The following is a 17994-nucleotide window of genomic DNA, read 5'->3' as shown; positions in this document are numbered from 1 at the left end:
GTGAATGAAGGTCTTATTATGGAAATTATCCATTTAACTTACCCGTTTAAGGAAAATATTATTCCACAAAAGATAATCCTTGCTTTAGGATTCTTTGACGGTGTTCATCGTGGTCATCAGGAATTAATCAAAATCGCAAAAGAAAAAGCAATTCAAAAGCATTTACCATTAGTAGTAATGACATTTGATCGACATCCTAAAGAAATTTATCAAAATAAAGAAGTCAGCTATATAGATACATTGTCTGAAAAAGCTTATAAGATGCAGGAACTAAAAGTTGATTTTTTGCTTGTGATGCATTTTAATGAGGCATTTAGCAAACTGACTGCACAGGAATTTGTAGATAAAATTATTGTTAAATTAAATGCTGATACAGTTGTAGCCGGCTTTGACTACACTTATGGTCCCAAAGAGATTGCCAATATGAAAAATTTCCCTAAGTTTGCTAAGGGAAGATTTGCTATTATTGATGTTCCAAAACAGTCTTATGATGGCCAAAAAATTGGCTCTACGGAAATAAAAAGGGCCATTACCAGTGGAAATATGGAATTGGCCGCTAAATTATTAGGGTTTCCGTATGTCATGTCCGGTAAGGTCGGGCACGGTTTACGTAATGGCCATAAACTGGGTTTTCCTACAGCAAATCTAGTTTGGTTTCAAGGCAAGGTGGTTCCTAAAATTGGAGTATACGCTACTAAAACCAAGATTAAAGGCAAGTGGTATGACTCAATGACAAGCGTGGGTTATAACGTAACTATTAATGAGGGTACAAAGCTTTATATTGAATCGAATTTATTTGGATTTAATCAAGAAGCCTATGATGAAGAAATGGTAATTAAATGGTATAAGTATACTCGTGGCGAAATTAAATTTGATAACTTAAAAAAATTAAAAAAACAAATGAGTGGTGATGAGGCAGAAATCAAAGCTTATTTTGCCGGCATTGGTTAATTTCAATTTTAAAGAGGATAAGCGTTTTTTTTGTAAAAAAGTTAGCACTCAACTTGACATTCTGCTAAAAGCTAGTATCATATTAATTGTTAGCACCTAATAAGTTTGAGTGCTAAAAGTGAGGGCGATATTTATGTTGACCGAACGTCAAGAATTAATTTTAAAAACAATTATCAATGATTTTACGCAGACACATGATCCTGTTGGGTCTAAAACAGTCATGAATCAGTTACCTATTAAAGTTTCAAGTGCAACTATTCGTAACGAAATGGCGGTTTTAGAAGAAAAAGGCTTGATTGAAAAAACTCATTTGTCAAGTGGTCGAGTACCTTCAACAGAAGGCTACCGTTACTATCTTGACAATTTAGTTGAGCCTTTACAGATTTCATCTTCTGTTTATAAAAGAATTATTAATCAGCTTGATCAGCCGTTTCATCAAGTTAACGACATCGTACAGGAAGCTGTTAAGATCTTATCTGACCTAACAAATTACACTGCATTTGCGGAGGGGCCTGAGAATAGTGATTTAACTATTACCGGATTTCGTATAGTACCTTTATTTGGCAGACAGATTATGGCTATTCTTGGTACCAGTGATGGTGATGTTCATGACCAGGTTTATAACTTACCATACAATATTCATGGTGATGACATTGAACGTGCCGTTCGTATGATTAACGATGAATTAGTAGGAAAGTCGCTAGATCAGGTTACACCTGAGTTTCTTAAGAAGACTTTAGGACAAAAGCTTAAAGCTGCTCATGTGTCTGAATTAATAGATTTAGTTGAAGATGTGATCAGTGATGCTGCCAGCGAACAAATGTATGTCGATGGTCAGATTAATTTGCTCAATAATATTTCTTTGAGTGACGTTTCTAATTTGCGGTCATTATATGAAATGATTGAGCATAATGACTTAATTTCTAGTATTTTGGATAACAGGCAAAATTTAAAAAGTGACAGATATCCAGTTCGGGTAAGTCTAGGGTCTGAGTTATCAAATGATTTGTTAAAGGATTATAGTCTGCTTACGGCAGAGTACAGCGTTGGTCCTCACGGAAAGGGCATAATTGCTTTACTTGGCCCTGATAATATGCCGTATTCTCAAGTGATAGGATTGCTTGAATATTTCAGAAATGAGCTATCTAAAAAGTTGCTTGATTATTATGGTAGATTTAAATAAAGGAGGTTAGCCGTGAGTAAAGAAGAAATTAACAGTAAAAATTCAAAAAAAGATCAAAAAGAATCAAGTGAATCAAAAGAAGTTAAAAAGCATTCTCAAGCTAAGGCTAACGAAAAAAAGAAGTCCGAATCTTTGGAAAGCAAACTGCAACACAATTTGACCCAGTTGCAAAAAGAAAAAGATGATTTAGAAGATAAGTACTTGCGCAGTCAAGCTGAAATGCAAAATATGCAAAATCGCTACAATAATGAAAGAGCGCAACTTATTAAATATGAATCACAATCTTTAGCTAAAGATGTTTTGCCAGCAATGGATAATTTAGAAAGAGCTTTGGCAACAAAGGTTGATGATGAAGCATCAAAGCAGCTTAAAAAGGGAGTGCAAATGACACTTGATTCTCTGGTTAAAGCCATGAAAGATCATGGAATCAGTGAAATCACTGCTGAAGGTGTAAAGTTTGATCCTAATTTACACCAAGCTGTCCAAACAGTTGAAGCTGAAAATGAAGATCAAAAAGATCATGTTGTGCGGGTTTTGCAAAAAGGATACTTGTACAAAGATCGTACTTTAAGACCAGCGATGGTTGTTGTAGCACAATAATTGAAAGGAAGCATATCAATGTCAAAAGTTATCGGAATTGACCTAGGAACTACCAACTCGGCAGTTGCTGTTCTTGAAGGAAAAGAGCCAAAAATTATTACTAATCCAGAAGGAAACCGTACTACACCTTCAGTAGTTGCTTTCAAGGATGGAGAAATTCAAGTCGGTGAAGTCGCAAAGAGACAGGCTATTACTAATCCTAATACTATTTCTTCAATTAAGCGTCATATGGGTGAAGCTGATTATAAGGTCAAGATTGGTGATAAAGCATACACTCCTCAAGAAATTTCTGCCATGATTTTACAATATATCAAGAAATTCTCTGAAGATTATCTTGGCGAAAAGGTTACTGAAGCAGTCATTACAGTTCCTGCATACTTTAACGATGCTCAGCGTCAAGCTACTAAGGATGCCGGTAAAATTGCAGGCTTAGATGTTAAGAGAATAATTAACGAACCTACTGCATCTTCACTTGCATATGGCCTTGATAAAGATGCTGAAGATGAAAAAGTTCTGGTTTATGACCTTGGTGGTGGTACCTTTGATGTTTCTGTTTTGCAATTAGGTGACGGAGTCTTCCAAGTACTTTCAACTAACGGTGATACTCACCTTGGTGGCGATGACTTCGATAATAAAATTATTGATTGGCTGATCAAGAACTTTAAAGATAAAAATGGTGTTGACCTTTCTAAAGATAAAATGGCTTTACAAAGGTTAAAGGATGCCGCTGAAAAAGCTAAGAAAGATTTGTCTGGCGTGTCTTCAACTCATATTTCATTACCATTTATTTCTGCTGGTGAATCTGGGCCATTACATTTGGAAGCTGATTTAACTAGAGCGAAATTTGACGAATTAACTGCTGATTTAGTTGATAAAACAAAGATTCCATTTGACAATGCATTGAAAGATGCTGAATTAACAGTTAATGACATTGATAAAGTTATTTTGAATGGTGGTTCAACCCGTATTCCTGCTGTTCAGGATGCAGTTAAGAAGTGGGCTGGTAAAGAGCCTGATCACTCAATTAACCCGGATGAAGCTGTTGCTTTAGGTGCAGCAATTCAAGGTGGAGTTATTTCTGGTGATGTTAAGGACGTAGTTTTACTTGATGTCACTCCTCTTTCTTTAGGTATTGAGACCATGGGTGGCGTATTTACTAAGTTAATTGAAAAGAATACGACAATTCCAACTTCAAAGAGTCAAATTTTCTCTACTGCTGCAGACAATCAACCGGCTGTTGATGTTCACGTTTTGCAAGGTGAGCGACCAATGGCTGCTGACGATAAAACATTAGGTCGTTTTGAACTAACAGACATTCCTGCCGCCCCACGTGGTGTTCCTCAAATTCAAGTTACATTCGATATTGACAAAAACGGCATTGTTAATGTTTCTGCTAAAGATATGGGAACCGGTAAAGAACAAAAGATTACCATCAAGAGTTCATCCGGTTTATCTGACGAAGAAATCAAGAAGATGCAAAAAGAAGCTGAAGAACATGCTGAAGAGGATAAGAAGAAGAAAGAAGAAGTTGATCTTCGTAATGAAGTCGATCAATTAATCTTCTCAACTGAAAAGACTTTGAAGGATGTCAAAGGCAAGGTATCAGATGATGATACTAAGAAAGTTCAAGATGCACTTGATGCTTTGAAGAAGGCTCAAAAGGACAACAACTTGGATGAGATGAAGTCCAAGAAGGATGAATTGTCTAAAGTTGCCCAAGACTTAGCAGTCAAATTGTACCAAGCTAATGGTGGGGCTCAAGGTGCACAAGGACAGGCTGGACCTCAAGCAGGACCACAAAATCCTGGTTCCCAAGATGGCAATTCAGGTAGTGGTTCCGCAGGTGAAGGCGAGTTTCATAAGGTAGACCCAGATAAGTAAAGGGTTTATAATTGAATAAATTAGAAAAGAACTGCCAAAAAAAGTAGTTCTTTTCTTTTGTAAAGTTAAGGAGCTTATAGATGGCACAAGAAGATTACTATAGCGTTCTTGGTGTTGATCGCAATGCCAGTGATGAAGAAATTACCTCTGCTTATCGTAAACTTGCCAAAAAGTACCATCCTGATTTAAACCATGAACCAGGTGCTGAGGACAAATATAAAAAGGTTAATGAAGCCTACGAAGTTTTACATGACAAGCAAAAGAAAGCACAATATGATCAATTTGGTTCAGCCGGAGTCAATGGTCAAGGCGGCTTTGGCGGTGCAGGTCAAGGGTATAGTGATTTTGGTGGCTTCGGTGATTTTGGTGATATTTTTAATGACTTCTTCGGTGGCGCTACCGGTGGTGGTCAGCGTAGAGCGAATCCAACAGCACCAACTCGTGGTGAAGATTTAGACTATACTTTGTCAATTGATTTTATGGATGCAATTACCGGCAAAAAAACACAAGTTTCTTATACCAGGAGCGAAACATGTCCGACATGTAAAGGTAATGGTGCTGAAAAGGGTACACACCCGATTACGTGTGATAAATGTAATGGTACTGGTTACATGACTATAACTCAAAAGTCCATGCTGGGAGTTATTCGGCGTCAGACAGTTTGCGATAAATGTCATGGCAAAGGTGTAATTATTGAGCATCCTTGCCAAACTTGTCATGGCAAAGGTGTAATTGATGGCAAAAACACTATTGAAGTTAATATTCCAGCCGGAATTGATAATGGACAGCAATTACGTTATGAAGGTCAGGGTGAAGCAGGAAAAAATGGTGGCCCTTATGGAGATCTTTATATCAGTTATCGCATCAAACCATCAAGAGATTTCGAACGTAAAGGAACTACTATTTATACTACTGTTCCGATCTCATTTGCGCAGGCAACATTAGGTGATGAAATTAATGTTAAAACTGTGCATGGAGAAAAGAAGTTGAAAATTCCTGCTGGAACACAACCTAATAAAGAATTTACTTTACATGGTGAAGGTGTTCCATATTTGCGTGGAAATGGTAATGGTGATCAAATAACTACTGTTCAAGTACAGATTCCGAAATCGATTAATGAAAAGCAGAAACAGGCTTTGGTTGATTTTGTCAAAGCCGGCGGTGGATCAATAACGCCACAAGAAAAAGGATTCTTTGAAAGATTAAAAGAAAAGTTGCAGTAAAAATTAATGCTATAAAATTATGCTCAAAGGGCTATAAATACTGGTGAGAGATTGATACTGACTTAATAATTAAATCCGATGATCCCTGCTGTGTAAAAAAGAAATCAAAAATTATTTGAGACTTTTCAATGAAAATGGAATGTCAGATAAAAATGGCATTATAAGATATTAGTAGTATTATTTGCAAATTGAACTAAAGGACTAATTCTTCAAGCTTGATGGGATTAGTCCTTTAATTTTGATAAAAAGTTTCTTTATCTTAATTAATTTTATAGGTGTTTGGGAATTTGTTATAATAATAAAGATAGAGTAAAGGGTGCAAATTATTTATGGATATTAAAAAATTACAAGATTACCAAAAACATATTCGCAACTTTTCCATAGTTGCTCATATTGATCATGGGAAATCTACAATTGCGGATCGTATTTTAGAACTGACTGATACTGTATCTGAACGACAACTAAAAAACCAAATGTTAGATGATATGCCACTTGAACGTCAGCGGGGAATCACGATTAAAATGAACTCAGTTGAAATTAAATATCATGCCCAAGATGGAGAGGACTATATTTTTCATTTGATTGACACTCCTGGACACGTAGATTTTTCTTATGAAGTTTCTCGTTCTTTGGCAGCTTGTGAAGGTGCACTTTTAGTAGTCGATGCTTCACAAGGTGTACAAGCGCAAACTTTAGCTAATACTTATTTAGCGATTGATGATGATCTGGAAATAATGCCTGTAATTAACAAGATTGATTTGCCATCCGCTAATCCTGAGCAAGCCAAGGAAGAAATAACTGAAATGCTGGGTTTAGATGCTTCAGAGGCAGTTGAAGTTTCGGGAAAAACAGGTCAAGGAATTAAAGAATTGCTTGAGCGAATAGTAAGAGATATTCCTGCACCACAGGGAAATTTGCAAGATCCACTTAAAGCATTGATTTTTGATTCTAAATATGATGATTATCGCGGGGTAGTTTTGTCCGTCAGAATTGAGGATGGCACTGTTGCACCTGGCGACAGAATCAAAATTATGAATACCGGTAAAGAGTACGAGGTTACTGAAGTTGGGGTATCAAGTCCACACCCAGTAAAGAAAGAAATTTTAATTGCTGGTGATGTTGGTTATCTGACAGCAAATATCAAGTCTGTTCGTGAAACTCGTGTTGGTGATACCATTACTTCTGCTGAAAATCCGACAGCTGAACCACTTCCTGGTTATCGCCAAATACCACCAATGGTATATTCTGGTATGTATCCTGTTGATAATTCCAAATATGACGATCTTAAGGAAGCTTTGCAAAAGCTTCAGCTAAATGATGCTGCTCTGGAATTTGAACCTGAAACTTCGACCGCTCTTGGATTTGGATTTCGTTGCGGGTTTTTAGGCTTGCTTCATATGGATGTAGTACAAGAAAGACTAGAGCAGGAATTTGATTTAGACTTAATTATGACCGCTCCTTCTGTTGATTATCATGCCATTATGAATGATGGTACAACAAAGGTAATTGATAATCCTTCTGATTTGCCCTCAGCTGGTGAATATAAGGAGGTACAGGAACCTTTTGTTAAAGCGGAAGTTATGGTTCCAAATGATTTTGTTGGTCCAGTGATGGAACTTTGCCAGCGTAAACGTGGTGAGTTTGTAACTATGGATTATTTGGATAAATATCGAGTTAACGTAATTTATAACATGCCATTAGCGGAAATCATTTATGACTTTTTTGATGATTTAAAATCTTCCACTAAAGGTTATGCCTCACTTGATTATGAAATTACGGGTTATCGGGCAACTGATTTAGTTAAAATTGATATTCTTTTAAATAAGCAAGTTGTTGATGCTTTGAGCTTTATTGCTCATCGGGATGAAGCTCAGAACAGAGCAAGGCAAATGACATCAATGCTCAAGAAACTTATTCCCCGGCAGAACTTCGAAGTTGATATTCAAGGCGCTATTGGGGCCAAAATCATCTCTCGTGCAACAGTAAAGCCTTACCGCAAAGATGTTACTTGGAAAATTCATACAGGTGATCCTGATAGAAGGGCTAAATTGCTTGAAAAGCAAAAGAGAGGTAAAAAGCGAATGAAAGCGGTAGGTCATGTTGAAATTCCTCAAGACGCTTTTATGGCTGTTTTAAAAATGAATGATGATGACTTAAACTCGAAATAAGAAAGAATTACAAAAAGGCAAAATTTATTAATGATTGAATGGCATGAGCGCAAAAATGAAGAACTAGCCCCTGAATTAATTGAGGAATATCAGCTTAGTCCGATTATGGCTAAGCTGCTTTCTTTGCGTGGAATAAATACTGCAGAGAAAATTAACTTTTGGTTTAATGCGACTGAAGATGACTTGGCAGACCCTTACTTAATGCACGATATGAAAAAAGCTGTTGACAGGATAAACCGAGCAATTGATGCAGGAGAAAGAATAACTATTTATGGTGATTATGATGCAGATGGCATAACTGCTACAAGTATCATGATGGAAACACTTGGCATATTGGGCGCAGACGTTAATTTTTTCATACCTGATCGTTTTCGTGACGGTTATGGTCCAAATCTAGAAGAGTATAAGCGAATAGTAGCAGAAGGTGCTAAATTAATTATAACTGTTGATAATGGCATTACAGGGGTTAAAGAAGTAGCCTACGCCAAGAGCAAGGGTGTAGATACAATAATTACAGATCATCATAAATTTCAAGATAAAATTCCTGAAAGCTATGCGTTGGTTCATTGTAACTACCCTGGCCAAGAATATCCGTTTGATGATTATTGTGGTGCTGGAGTAGCCTATACTATTTGCCGAGCTTTAATGCAGGATTCAATGCCAGAATTATTGGAACTGGCAATGATTGGAACAATTGGAGATATGGTCAAGGTTTCCGGAGAAGGTCATATTATCGTTAAACGGGGTTTAAAAATGCTTAACGAAACTCAACGACCAGGCTTAAGGGCTCTTATAAAAAATGCTGGGTTACAAATAGGGCATATTGATGAAACAGATGTTGGCTTTAATATTGCACCAAGATTGAATGCTGTTGGTAGACTTGATAATGCTAGTTTAGCCGTTGACTTACTGTTATGTGAAAGTGACGAAGAAGCTGAAAAAATAGCAGATAAGATTGAAGGTCTAAACGATAAACGTAAAAATTTAACAGCTGAAGTTTATCAATCTTGCGTTAATCAGATTAAAAATAATGGTTGGCAAAGAGATAAAACCTTAGTTTTATATAATCCCAAGTTCAATGAAGGGGTTTTGGGATTAGTTGCAAATGAACTGGTTGAAAAAACTCATAAACCAACTATAGTGCTGACTAAGAATGATAAAGGAATTGTTAAAGGCTCAGGAAGATCTGTAGATGGTTTTAATCTTTTTAATGCCTTAGAGCCTTTGAAGGATAGACTTTTTCTTAAATTCGGTGGGCACGATTTTGCGTGTGGCTTGTCTATGACTGAAAGCAAAATTTTCTCGTTACGCAAATCATTTGAGGATAGTTTTACTGGTGTTTTTAATCAAAATATACGATATTATGATTGTGAACTACCTTTTTCTCATCTGGATTTGAAAATTATGACTGAAATCAAAAGGGTGGGTCCTTTCGGAACAGATAATGTCAAACCCCTTTTTAGTATTACTCATCCAAAAATTAACAGCTGTTTTTACATGGGTAAAGATAAAAGTCATATCAAATTAAGCATTAGTAAAGACAATAATAAAGTTGATGTTATAGGATTTAACAAGAAATTCCTTACAAAAATACTTTTACCATATATAGATCAGTTATTCATAGAGCTACAAGAAAATTGCTTTCGTAATCAGATAAAATTACAAGGCATTATAAAGGGAATCATTTTTGCAGCACCAAAATTAGCAGTTCCAGAACCAGTTGTTGATTTGCGCAATGAAAAGTATGTGATGGGTTTTGCTGACAGATATTTATTATTTGATAAAAGAAATAAAAATGCTGCTTCCAGTCTGTTTGATATCGACCCTGCAAAAATTACATTGGTAAATGATTATGATAGTGAAGGTGAAGTGGCCGTCTTTCTTGATGTTCCTCGCAATCAAAAAGACTAGATTTTGCGTTGAACAATAATTATGAGCAGCTATACTTACACTTTCTTATGGATCAATTACCCGTAAAACATTTACCGTTAAAATCTGATTTTGAAATCTTGTTAAAATATGTATATTCTCACCCTGGTCTAACACTGCAAGATTACCGAAAGGTCGGTAAATTTATAAAATTAAATTACGACAATGTTCTCTTTATTTTACGTGTATTCTTTGAATTGAATTTTATTCAATTAGAAGATAATAAAATATTTGGTGTCAATAATCCTGTTAAAAATAAACTGACAAATTCGAAATATTATCAGGCTACAAAGTCACAGATTGCTTTTATAAATGAATTGCGACAAATGCCTAGTCAAAAATTACTAATGTACGTGAATGAGCAATTAAAGCAACATTAATTTTTCTCGCTTTTAATGCTTTTAAGCACAAAATTTGTTAGAATATAAAGGTCAAATAAGCTTTAGAAAGAAAGTTAAGTTTTTGGAGGTTTTTCTTCTTATGGCAAACGATTTTGAGAAACATATTGCAAGTGTAAAGGATTTTCCGAACAAAGGAATAATCTTTCGGGATATCACTCCTGTCCTACAAGATGGCAAATTGTTTCAGGCAGCTACACACAAGTTAGCTGAATACGTTAAAAGTAAAAATGCCGATATAATTGTTGGTCCCGAAGCGCGTGGTTTTATTGTTGGTTGTCCTGTGGCAACAGAATTAGGTATTGGTTTTGTGCCAGCTAGAAAGCCACATAAATTGCCAAGGGAGGTCGAACGTGCTTCTTATGACCTGGAATATGGTTCAAATAGTTTGGAAATTCATAAAGATGCTATTAAACCTGGTCAGCGTGTTGTAGTGTGTGATGATTTACTGGCTACAGCTGGAACTTTAAGGGCGTGTAAACAATTAATTGAAAACCTTGGTGGAGAGTTGGTTGGTTCTTGTTTTTATATTGAACTACCTGATTTAAAAGGAAAAGAGAAATTACCAGGACTTGACGTGTTTTCTTTAGTTAAATACCATGGTGCTTAATATTTATTAATCTTGTTTTTTTAAGCATGAAATTTTAAAAAAATAATAAATGTGCATGAAATGCTCTTAATAGTTAGATTTTTGTAATCTGCTGTTAAGAGCTTTTTTTATGTTTAAATATTACTTCATATATAAAAACAGCAAATGATTTAGATTTTTGCATAAAACTAAGATTTCAATAAAATAAAGCGCTTTCTGAAATATGAAAAAAACTTTGAATTTTGAGTTAAAATTTTTTACAAGATCATGGCAGCTATATATAATGATACAGTATTTCAAAAAAGGAGAATAGAGTAATTTGCAATTAAGAAAAGCAACAATGGCCGATTTTGACCAAATTATCACTATTTTAAAAGATGGAGCTAATCAATTAGCTGAACATGGAGTAAATCAATGGCAAGGAGATTATCCCTCAAAAGGTCAAATTAAAGAAGACATTGAAAATGGTTGGGCCTTTTTAGCAGTTTCTGAGGATAAAGAAACTGTTGGTGCAATTGCTATAGTAGATGGACCTGACCATGTTTACGATCACTTAGACGGTACCTGGCTGTGCAATACAGATAGATATGTTGTTATTCATCGTGTGGCAATTCACTCTCAACATTCTGGTAAAGGTTATGCTACTAAACTTTTACAGGCCGTAATTGATGATATCAAAACTAACCGTGACGATGTTGATTCAATCAGAATCGATACTCACGAAGATAATAAAGCAATGCAACACTTAATTGCAAAAATGGGTTTCACAAAAGTTGGTCTTTTACATGGCGTTTATCGTGCTAATGAAATTTCGTATGTGTATGAATTAAAAAAGTAAAAAGGAATTATTAAATGTTATTTAAAGTAATAAAAAAATTGATTTAAAAGTAAAAAAAAACACTAAATTGTTTACTTTAGTTATTTTATGTATTAATATAAACATAACGAATGTAATTTAAAGCATTTGTTATAAACGTACAACCAGTGAAAGGGGGGATTCAAGGGTCAATTAGTGAAATGGTTATCTATCTTTGCTGTTGACTCGCCTCTTATTAAATAATTAACTTTCCTGATTAATTTAACTATTTTTTCCTATTCTAAATTATTATACCAAATAGCATATACAAAACCTTTTTACCGATGTGATGGAAAAGTCAGGAACTCATCGGTAAACCTTAAAAAACCTGATTACGGAAAATTTCCGCAATCAGGTTTTTCTTTATTTAAATTTAAATTAGCGATGTTTCATTATTGGTTGATAGAATAAATCAATAACAATTGCGGCTATCAAGGCAATGGCAAAAGTAAGTAATAGGTTCGTCCAGTTTATTTTTGTCATTGCGATACCAAATAATGCCAGGATCACGGTCAGAATGACATCGCCTAGTTGTGTCAAACCAACTGCTTTAGATGGGTAATCCTGCCAAAAGTATTTCTTTGTTCTGGTAATTAAAACTATGAACATAGCACTCAAAACGAGGTAAACATAAACCATCGTTGAAATAGTGCCATGCCCCCAGCCGTGCGTGTTAAGATAGGCAATACCAGCAATACCAATAGCTGTCCAGCCGAAAGCTAGTGAAAAAGCAATTTTAGCTAATTTAGCCATATTCCAGTTTTCTGGTTTATAAGTGATGTGAGTTCTATCAGTACCAATCATCATTGTCACCATATTATTCATAATTGTGTAAATAACCATAGCGTTTAGCGCCATTGGAATATAGTTAAAGAAAAGGTAGCCAAAAGTCAAAAGCATCGTTAATTGTGCAGTTCTGGCTAACTTTGTTAAGGACCAGGTAGTCATTCTTTGGTATACTCTGTGTCCAGCATCAAGTATTTTTACTATTGAAGACAAACCGTCATTTAAAAGTACCATTTTACCAGATCGTTTGGCCACGTCGGCAGCGTTAGACACTGCTATACCAACTTCAGCTTGCTTTAGAGCAGGAGAATCATTCACGCCATCACCTGTCATACCTACTATATAACCTTTTTTCTGGAAGAATTTAACCATGCGCAATTTATCTTCTGGTAAAACGTCCGCAATACCAGCCAATTTGCTGGTATCTGTCTGGTCAGTAAAATCACGAATAGAAATTACCTCACCTTGCAAGTCAACCTGCTTAGCGACTGCAACAGCAGTTTTCTGGTTATCACCAGTCAGCATAATCGGCTTAACTCCCCGTTTTCTGAGTTCTCCGAGAGCCGCTTTAGAGTCAGATCTTACCACATCTTGCAAAATGAAAACACCGGCCAACTTGTCGTCAATTAATAAGGCTACTGAGCGTCCTGCACCAAAATCTATTTCTTTTGCCTTTTCGTTAGCATTTTTGTCAATTAGCGAAAGTTGTTTAAAAGAACCAAGTTTAATATTATGACCATCACAGTTTGCCATTGAATAACCAGTGCTTGAAGTGAAAGGCGTGAAATCTGAAGCTGATTTAATACTTAATCCTTGTTGTTTAACATATTCATCAATTGCAGTATCAATGAGTTTTTTGTTTCTTTGATCTGTAGCAGCTGATGCTAGTTTTAAAACATCATTATTATTCATTGAACTAAAATTGGTCCACTGACCAACTGCCGTTTTATTTTCCGTGATTGTTCCTGTTTTATCGAGCAAAATCAAATTAAGGTTTGCTGCATCTTGAATACCAGTCAAATCAGAAGTTAATACTCCTTCTTTGCTTAAACGGGTTGCTTCAAACGAGTTAGAAAGAGCAAATGTGGAAGGCATAGCAACTGGTATTGAAGCAATAAACATCATTGCTAAAAATGGCAGCATGTTAATCAGATTATTTAGGTCACCACCCTTAAAGAAAGAAGCAATGACAATTACTAAGGTCAGAATTCCATCAAGAATGCACAAATAGTAAATAATTTTAGTTAGCAGTTGTTGCAGGTGACCAGGAGCTGCAGAATTATTAATTAAGTTAATTGTCTTACCGGAACGAGAATCAGCACCGGTAGCAGTGACGACTGCTAAGCCATTGCCTTCTGTTACAGTAGTACCGGCAAAGGCTGTATCTTGTGGATTTTTCCGCACTGTTCTTGCTTCGCCTGTAATTGAACTCTCATCAGTAGAAATTTGTCCCTCAATCAGCTTCACATCGGCAGCCAAAACATCACCAGCCTGCATACTGATTAAGTCACCAGGGACTAAGTATTTTGAGTCAATATTCTGCCACTCCCCATCTCTTTGAACAGAAATAGTAGGAGTTAATTTATGTGAAATATTATTCAGAACTCGCCTTGATTGCTTTTTCTTAGAAGCTCCATTCCATGCAGCAAAAAGTAGCATCAATAACACAAATAATGATTGTATCCATTTTCCTAACACACACTCTAAAAGTAGGGCAGCTTCGAGAATCCATGCTGATAAATTCCATAACTTGGATAAAAATTCTTTAAAAAAGTTGAATTGAGGTTCAGGAACCTCGTTTAATCCATTTTCCTGCACTAGTTTATCTGCTTCGGCTTGACTTAAGCCAGTAATTTTTTCAGCCATAATTTTACTTCCTTAGTTATAAATACTTAATTTAAAGTAGCATAAAAATAAGACTTTTGCTAGCAAATTAGATATTATCATTTGCAAGTTTGTTTTAATTTTGTATTTAAAATAATTATAGAAAAGTGTAAAATAGGTATAGTAGTGTATTAGTACACCTGAATCTTAATATATCATTTTAAAAAATTCGAATTTATTTGCTTTTAATCTAGGAGGTGGAATTCATGTCAGTTAAAAAATTTATTGTAGCTTCACTATTAACACTAACAGCTCTATTTTTCTTACCCTTCTTCGTTCACAATGAGATTATAGATTATTTTAACGTTGCGATTCCTGAAACATATAGTTATGCGCAGGTATCAAAAAATACGCAAAAGTATTTTAATGTTCAAGCCTATGATTCTAAAACCGGCAGAAAGCTTCCATACAAAATAAAAAGAGTAGGAGGCTATGATCCAAGCAGGCAATATATTAAAATTGACCATAAAGGCCAGTATGTGAAAGAAATTAAATATATTTCCAAAAAAGAATTTCAAAAGAAAGTTCATTCCTAAAAGTTAGATAAAAGGAGATACCATGTTCGAAAAATTTTTGGTTCCAGTTTATGTCTTTTTTCTGATTATAACTAACCAAATTCCATTAGATCATAATTCTTGGATTGATAGAGTTGATCCTGCTATTCCAGAAGTAATTAGTTATGCGCAGGTGCCAAAAAATACGCAAAATTATCTAAACGTTCAGGCCTATAATCCTGATACTGGTAAGAAATTACCATATAAAATTGAAAGAGTAGGTGGTTTTGATCCAAGTAGACAATATATTAAGATCGACCACAAGGGACAGTACGTGAGAAAAATTGACTATATCTCCGAAAGTACTTACTTAAAAGCAATTAGTCAAAAAGACGACTAGCCATAAAAATAGCACAAAAAAAGCCTGCATTATTGCAGGCTTTTTGAGTTTAAAAACTAATCTTTGTCAACACTGTCTGGGAAAGTAGCTAGACGCTCGCCTTCACCAAGATCTTCTTCAATTTCGAGCAAACGGTTGTATTTTTCAACACGTTCAGAACGAGCAGGTGCACCAGTCTTAAGCTGACCACCGTTAACTGCAACTGCGAAGTCAGCGATGAATGTGTCACCAGTTTCACCTGAACGGTGAGAAATCATGGTGTTGTACCCGTTCTTACGTGAAAGGCGGATAGTTTCCAAAGTTTCAGTAACAGTACCAATTTGGTTTAACTTAATCAATGAAGCGTTACCGGCACCTTCCTTAATAGCTTTTGTCAAAAGCTTAGGGTTAGTACAAATGAAGTCATCCAAAACAATTTGAATTCTGTCTTTGTGGCTTTGAGTAAATTTAATCATGCCATCAACATCATTTTCATCGTATGGGTCTTCAATTGAAATTAATTCTGGGAACTCGTCAAGTAACTTGTCGTAGTATTGAGCTAATTCTTCATCGTTAAATACTTTACCTTCGAAGTGGTACTTGCCGTCTTCTTTGTTGTAGAAGTATGAAGCAGCACAGTCACAAGCAATAGCAATGTCTTCACCTGGCTTGTATCCAGCCTTAACGATAGCGTCGTGTAAAGCTTGTAAAGCTTCTTCAGAGTTCTTCATGTTAGGTGCGAAACCACCTTCGTCACCGAGTCCGGTTTCATAACCCATATCTTCAAGGACTTTCTTTAAAGTATGGTAAGTATTAACAATCTTTTCAAAACCATCACGGAAAGAAGTCTTCTTAACTGGAGTGATCATGAATTCTTGCACGTCGATACCATTGTCAGCGTGCTCACCACCGTTAATAACGTTATGGAAAGTTTGTGGCATTTCAAGGTCAGTTCCGCCAAGGTATCTGTATAAAGGTTGGTGACTGTCTTTTGCTGCAGCAGCTGCAGTAGCCATTGATACGCCTAAAATAGCATTAGCACCAAGCTCAGCCTTGTTAGGGGTGCCATCTAATTCGATCATTACACGGTCAATGTTTGCTTGATCATGTGGATCTAAACCCTTCAACGCTTTAGCAATTTTAGTATTTACGTTTTCAACGGCTTTGGAAACACCTTTACCGCCTACACGACTGCCACCATCACGTAATTCAACTGCTTCATTTTCACCAGTTGAAGCACCTGATGGAACTTCAGCTTTACCAACAACACCGTTTGATAAGGTTACAAAAGCCTCAACAGTTGGATTACCACGTGAATCATAGATTTCCAGTGCATGAACATTTTCAATGACTGATTTTAACATCTAAAAACCTCCTAAATAATAAATGCTGTACTAATTTTTATAAGTACATACATTAGTGGAGCACACGCTCCATATCTACATCACAAATTTTAGCCTAAGTTTGTGATTATGTAAACATTTGTAACCGATTTCTAATGTTAAAAAATATTAAAAAAAATTTTATCGCTTTTTTTTGGTATTTGATTTATTATTTAGCTATATATTTTTTTGAATATATAGTTTATTTATATAAGGATACACAAATATGGATAAAGTAAAGTTGATAATAGATTCTGGCTCAAATGACAGGGCAAATGAAAATCTGACAGTAGTGCCGTTAACAATGACAATTGCAGGACAAGATTTTGTTGATGACGAAAATCTTAATATCGATGAGTTCATCAGCAGTATGGAGAAAAATACGGAGGAAGGAAAAACTTCCTGTCCCAGCATTAATGATTGGCTAGAAGCATTAAAAGGAACTAAATTTGCAATAATGATGACAATTACTAGTGGTCTTAGTGGCAGTTTTTCATCTGCTTTTCAAGCTAAACAAATATATGAAAAAGACCATCCAGATAGCCATGTAATTGTGATTGACTCCAGGACAGCTGGTCCTGAAATTTCGATCATTTTAGAAAAAATTCGAGAATTGGTTAATAGCAAAACCCGTTTTGTAGATTTAGAACAAAAAATTTCAGATTATAAGACACACACTCATTTATTAGTTATATTAAAGTCGCTACATAATTTAGCACTTAATGGACGAATTAATATGGCCGTGGCAAAAGTGGCTAAGGTTTTAAATATTGATGTAGTAGGTACTGCCAGTGATGAGGGTAAACTAGAGCCTTTAGCAAAAGTACGTGGAATAAAGCGTGCTTTTAAAGAAGTACTCAAATTGATGAGTGAAATGAAATACAAAGGAGGAAATTTAATTATAGATCACTGTAAAAATAAAAAAGATGCTGAAAGTTTAAAAGCAAAAATTTTAGCACTTTATCCAGAAGCAGAGATCAAGATTCGCTCAATGAGGGGACTTTGCACGTTTTATGCCGAGGAAGGCAGTTTAATGGTTGGTTTTGACGATTTGTAATTTAATCGTAAATTAAATATTATATTTTTACACTTGTTCTCTATATAACAGAAAATTAAAAAAGTTGATTTAACCCTAGTTTAATATAGCTAGGGCTATTTTTTGTACATTGTTGAAAGCGCTTTATTATAAAAGTTTGTGAAGTTAAATTCATCTTCAAAAGCGCTTAACATAGTGCTATAATGAAATTAGATAGCGCTTACATCACAAACCCATATAGTGTTGTCTAATAAG

13 protein-coding genes and 1 pseudogene are annotated in these 17994 nt (G+C 35.3%); 12 read left to right on the top strand and 2 right to left on the bottom strand.

All coding sequences use genetic code 11. The features are described 5' to 3' along the window. Nucleotides 1-18 precede the first annotated feature (18 nt). From ribF to H3T43_RS01250, 9 genes and pseudogenes are all read left to right on the top strand, one after another. Nucleotides 19-951 carry a riboflavin biosynthesis protein RibF gene (gene ribF / locus H3T43_RS01290; RefSeq protein WP_198211981.1) on the top strand — a complete coding sequence of 311 codons (933 nt, stop codon included), beginning with the start codon at nt 19-21 and terminating at the stop codon, nt 949-951. 133 nt (nt 952-1084) lie between these two features. Beyond that, entirely contained in the window at nt 1085-2134 is a 1050-nt protein-coding gene (gene hrcA, locus H3T43_RS01285; protein WP_109586390.1) for a heat-inducible transcriptional repressor HrcA, read from the top strand. A 12-nt stretch (nt 2135-2146) separates the two neighbouring features. Next, nucleotides 2147-2734: a nucleotide exchange factor GrpE gene (grpE, locus tag H3T43_RS01280; RefSeq protein ID WP_198211979.1), complete on the top strand. Its 588-nt coding sequence runs from the start codon at nt 2147-2149 to the stop codon at nt 2732-2734. 18 nt (nt 2735-2752) lie between these two features. Beyond that, a complete protein-coding gene (dnaK, locus tag H3T43_RS01275) occupies nt 2753-4615 on the top strand; it encodes a molecular chaperone DnaK (RefSeq protein ID WP_198211977.1) in 1863 nt (620 codons plus the stop codon). 80 nt (nt 4616-4695) lie between these two features. Beyond that, complete coding sequence (dnaJ, locus tag H3T43_RS01270; RefSeq protein WP_198211975.1) at nt 4696-5838, top strand: molecular chaperone DnaJ; 1143 nt, start codon at nt 4696-4698, stop codon at nt 5836-5838. A 329-nt stretch (nt 5839-6167) separates the two neighbouring features. Further along, complete coding sequence (lepA, locus tag H3T43_RS01265; protein WP_198211973.1) at nt 6168-8006, top strand: translation elongation factor 4; 1839 nt, start codon at nt 6168-6170, stop codon at nt 8004-8006. Between the two features lie 33 nt (nt 8007-8039). After that, nucleotides 8040-10315 (top strand): annotated as a pseudogene (recJ, locus tag H3T43_RS01260) (single-stranded-DNA-specific exonuclease RecJ). A 100-nt stretch (nt 10316-10415) separates the two neighbouring features. Then, a complete protein-coding gene (locus tag H3T43_RS01255) occupies nt 10416-10943 on the top strand; it encodes an adenine phosphoribosyltransferase (protein ID WP_034979564.1) in 528 nt (175 codons plus the stop codon). A gap of 298 nt (nt 10944-11241) precedes the next feature. Beyond that, complete coding sequence (locus H3T43_RS01250; RefSeq protein WP_198211971.1) at nt 11242-11760, top strand: GNAT family N-acetyltransferase; 519 nt, start codon at nt 11242-11244, stop codon at nt 11758-11760. Between the two features lie 396 nt (nt 11761-12156). Here the strand turns inward: H3T43_RS01250 and H3T43_RS01245 are convergent, their stop codons facing one another. Further along, nucleotides 12157-14430: an HAD-IC family P-type ATPase gene (locus H3T43_RS01245; protein ID WP_198211969.1), complete on the bottom strand. Its 2274-nt coding sequence runs from the start codon at nt 14428-14430 to the stop codon at nt 12157-12159. A 224-nt stretch (nt 14431-14654) separates the two neighbouring features. On the opposite strand from H3T43_RS01245, the gene H3T43_RS01240 reads away from it, so the two are divergent. Further along, nucleotides 14655-14984 (top strand): YxeA family protein, encoded by a 330-nt coding sequence (locus H3T43_RS01240; RefSeq protein WP_198211967.1) that lies wholly within the window; start codon nt 14655-14657, stop codon nt 14982-14984. A 22-nt stretch (nt 14985-15006) separates the two neighbouring features. Continuing rightward, entirely contained in the window at nt 15007-15342 is a 336-nt protein-coding gene (locus H3T43_RS01235) for a YxeA family protein (RefSeq protein WP_122052536.1), read from the top strand. Nucleotides 15343-15398: 56 nt separating this feature from the next. On the opposite strand, the gene eno is transcribed toward H3T43_RS01235, so the two are convergent. Then, the gene (gene eno / locus H3T43_RS01230; RefSeq protein WP_045928191.1) at nt 15399-16685 is read right to left on the bottom strand and encodes a phosphopyruvate hydratase; all 1287 of its coding nucleotides are present in this window, start codon (nt 16683-16685) and stop codon (nt 15399-15401) included. A gap of 244 nt (nt 16686-16929) precedes the next feature. Between eno and H3T43_RS01225 the strand changes: the two genes are divergently transcribed. Beyond that, nucleotides 16930-17760 (top strand): DegV family protein, encoded by an 831-nt coding sequence (locus H3T43_RS01225; protein ID WP_198211965.1) that lies wholly within the window; start codon nt 16930-16932, stop codon nt 17758-17760. Nucleotides 17761-17994: the final 234 nt, after the last annotated feature.

This window comes from Lactobacillus sp. M0396 (genome assembly GCF_016101625.1).
Classification (GTDB): Bacteria; Bacillota; Bacilli; order Lactobacillales; family Lactobacillaceae; genus Lactobacillus; species Lactobacillus huangpiensis.
The sequence above is the reverse complement of the archived record's forward strand: the minus strand, read 5'-3'. Positions and strand labels throughout refer to the sequence as shown.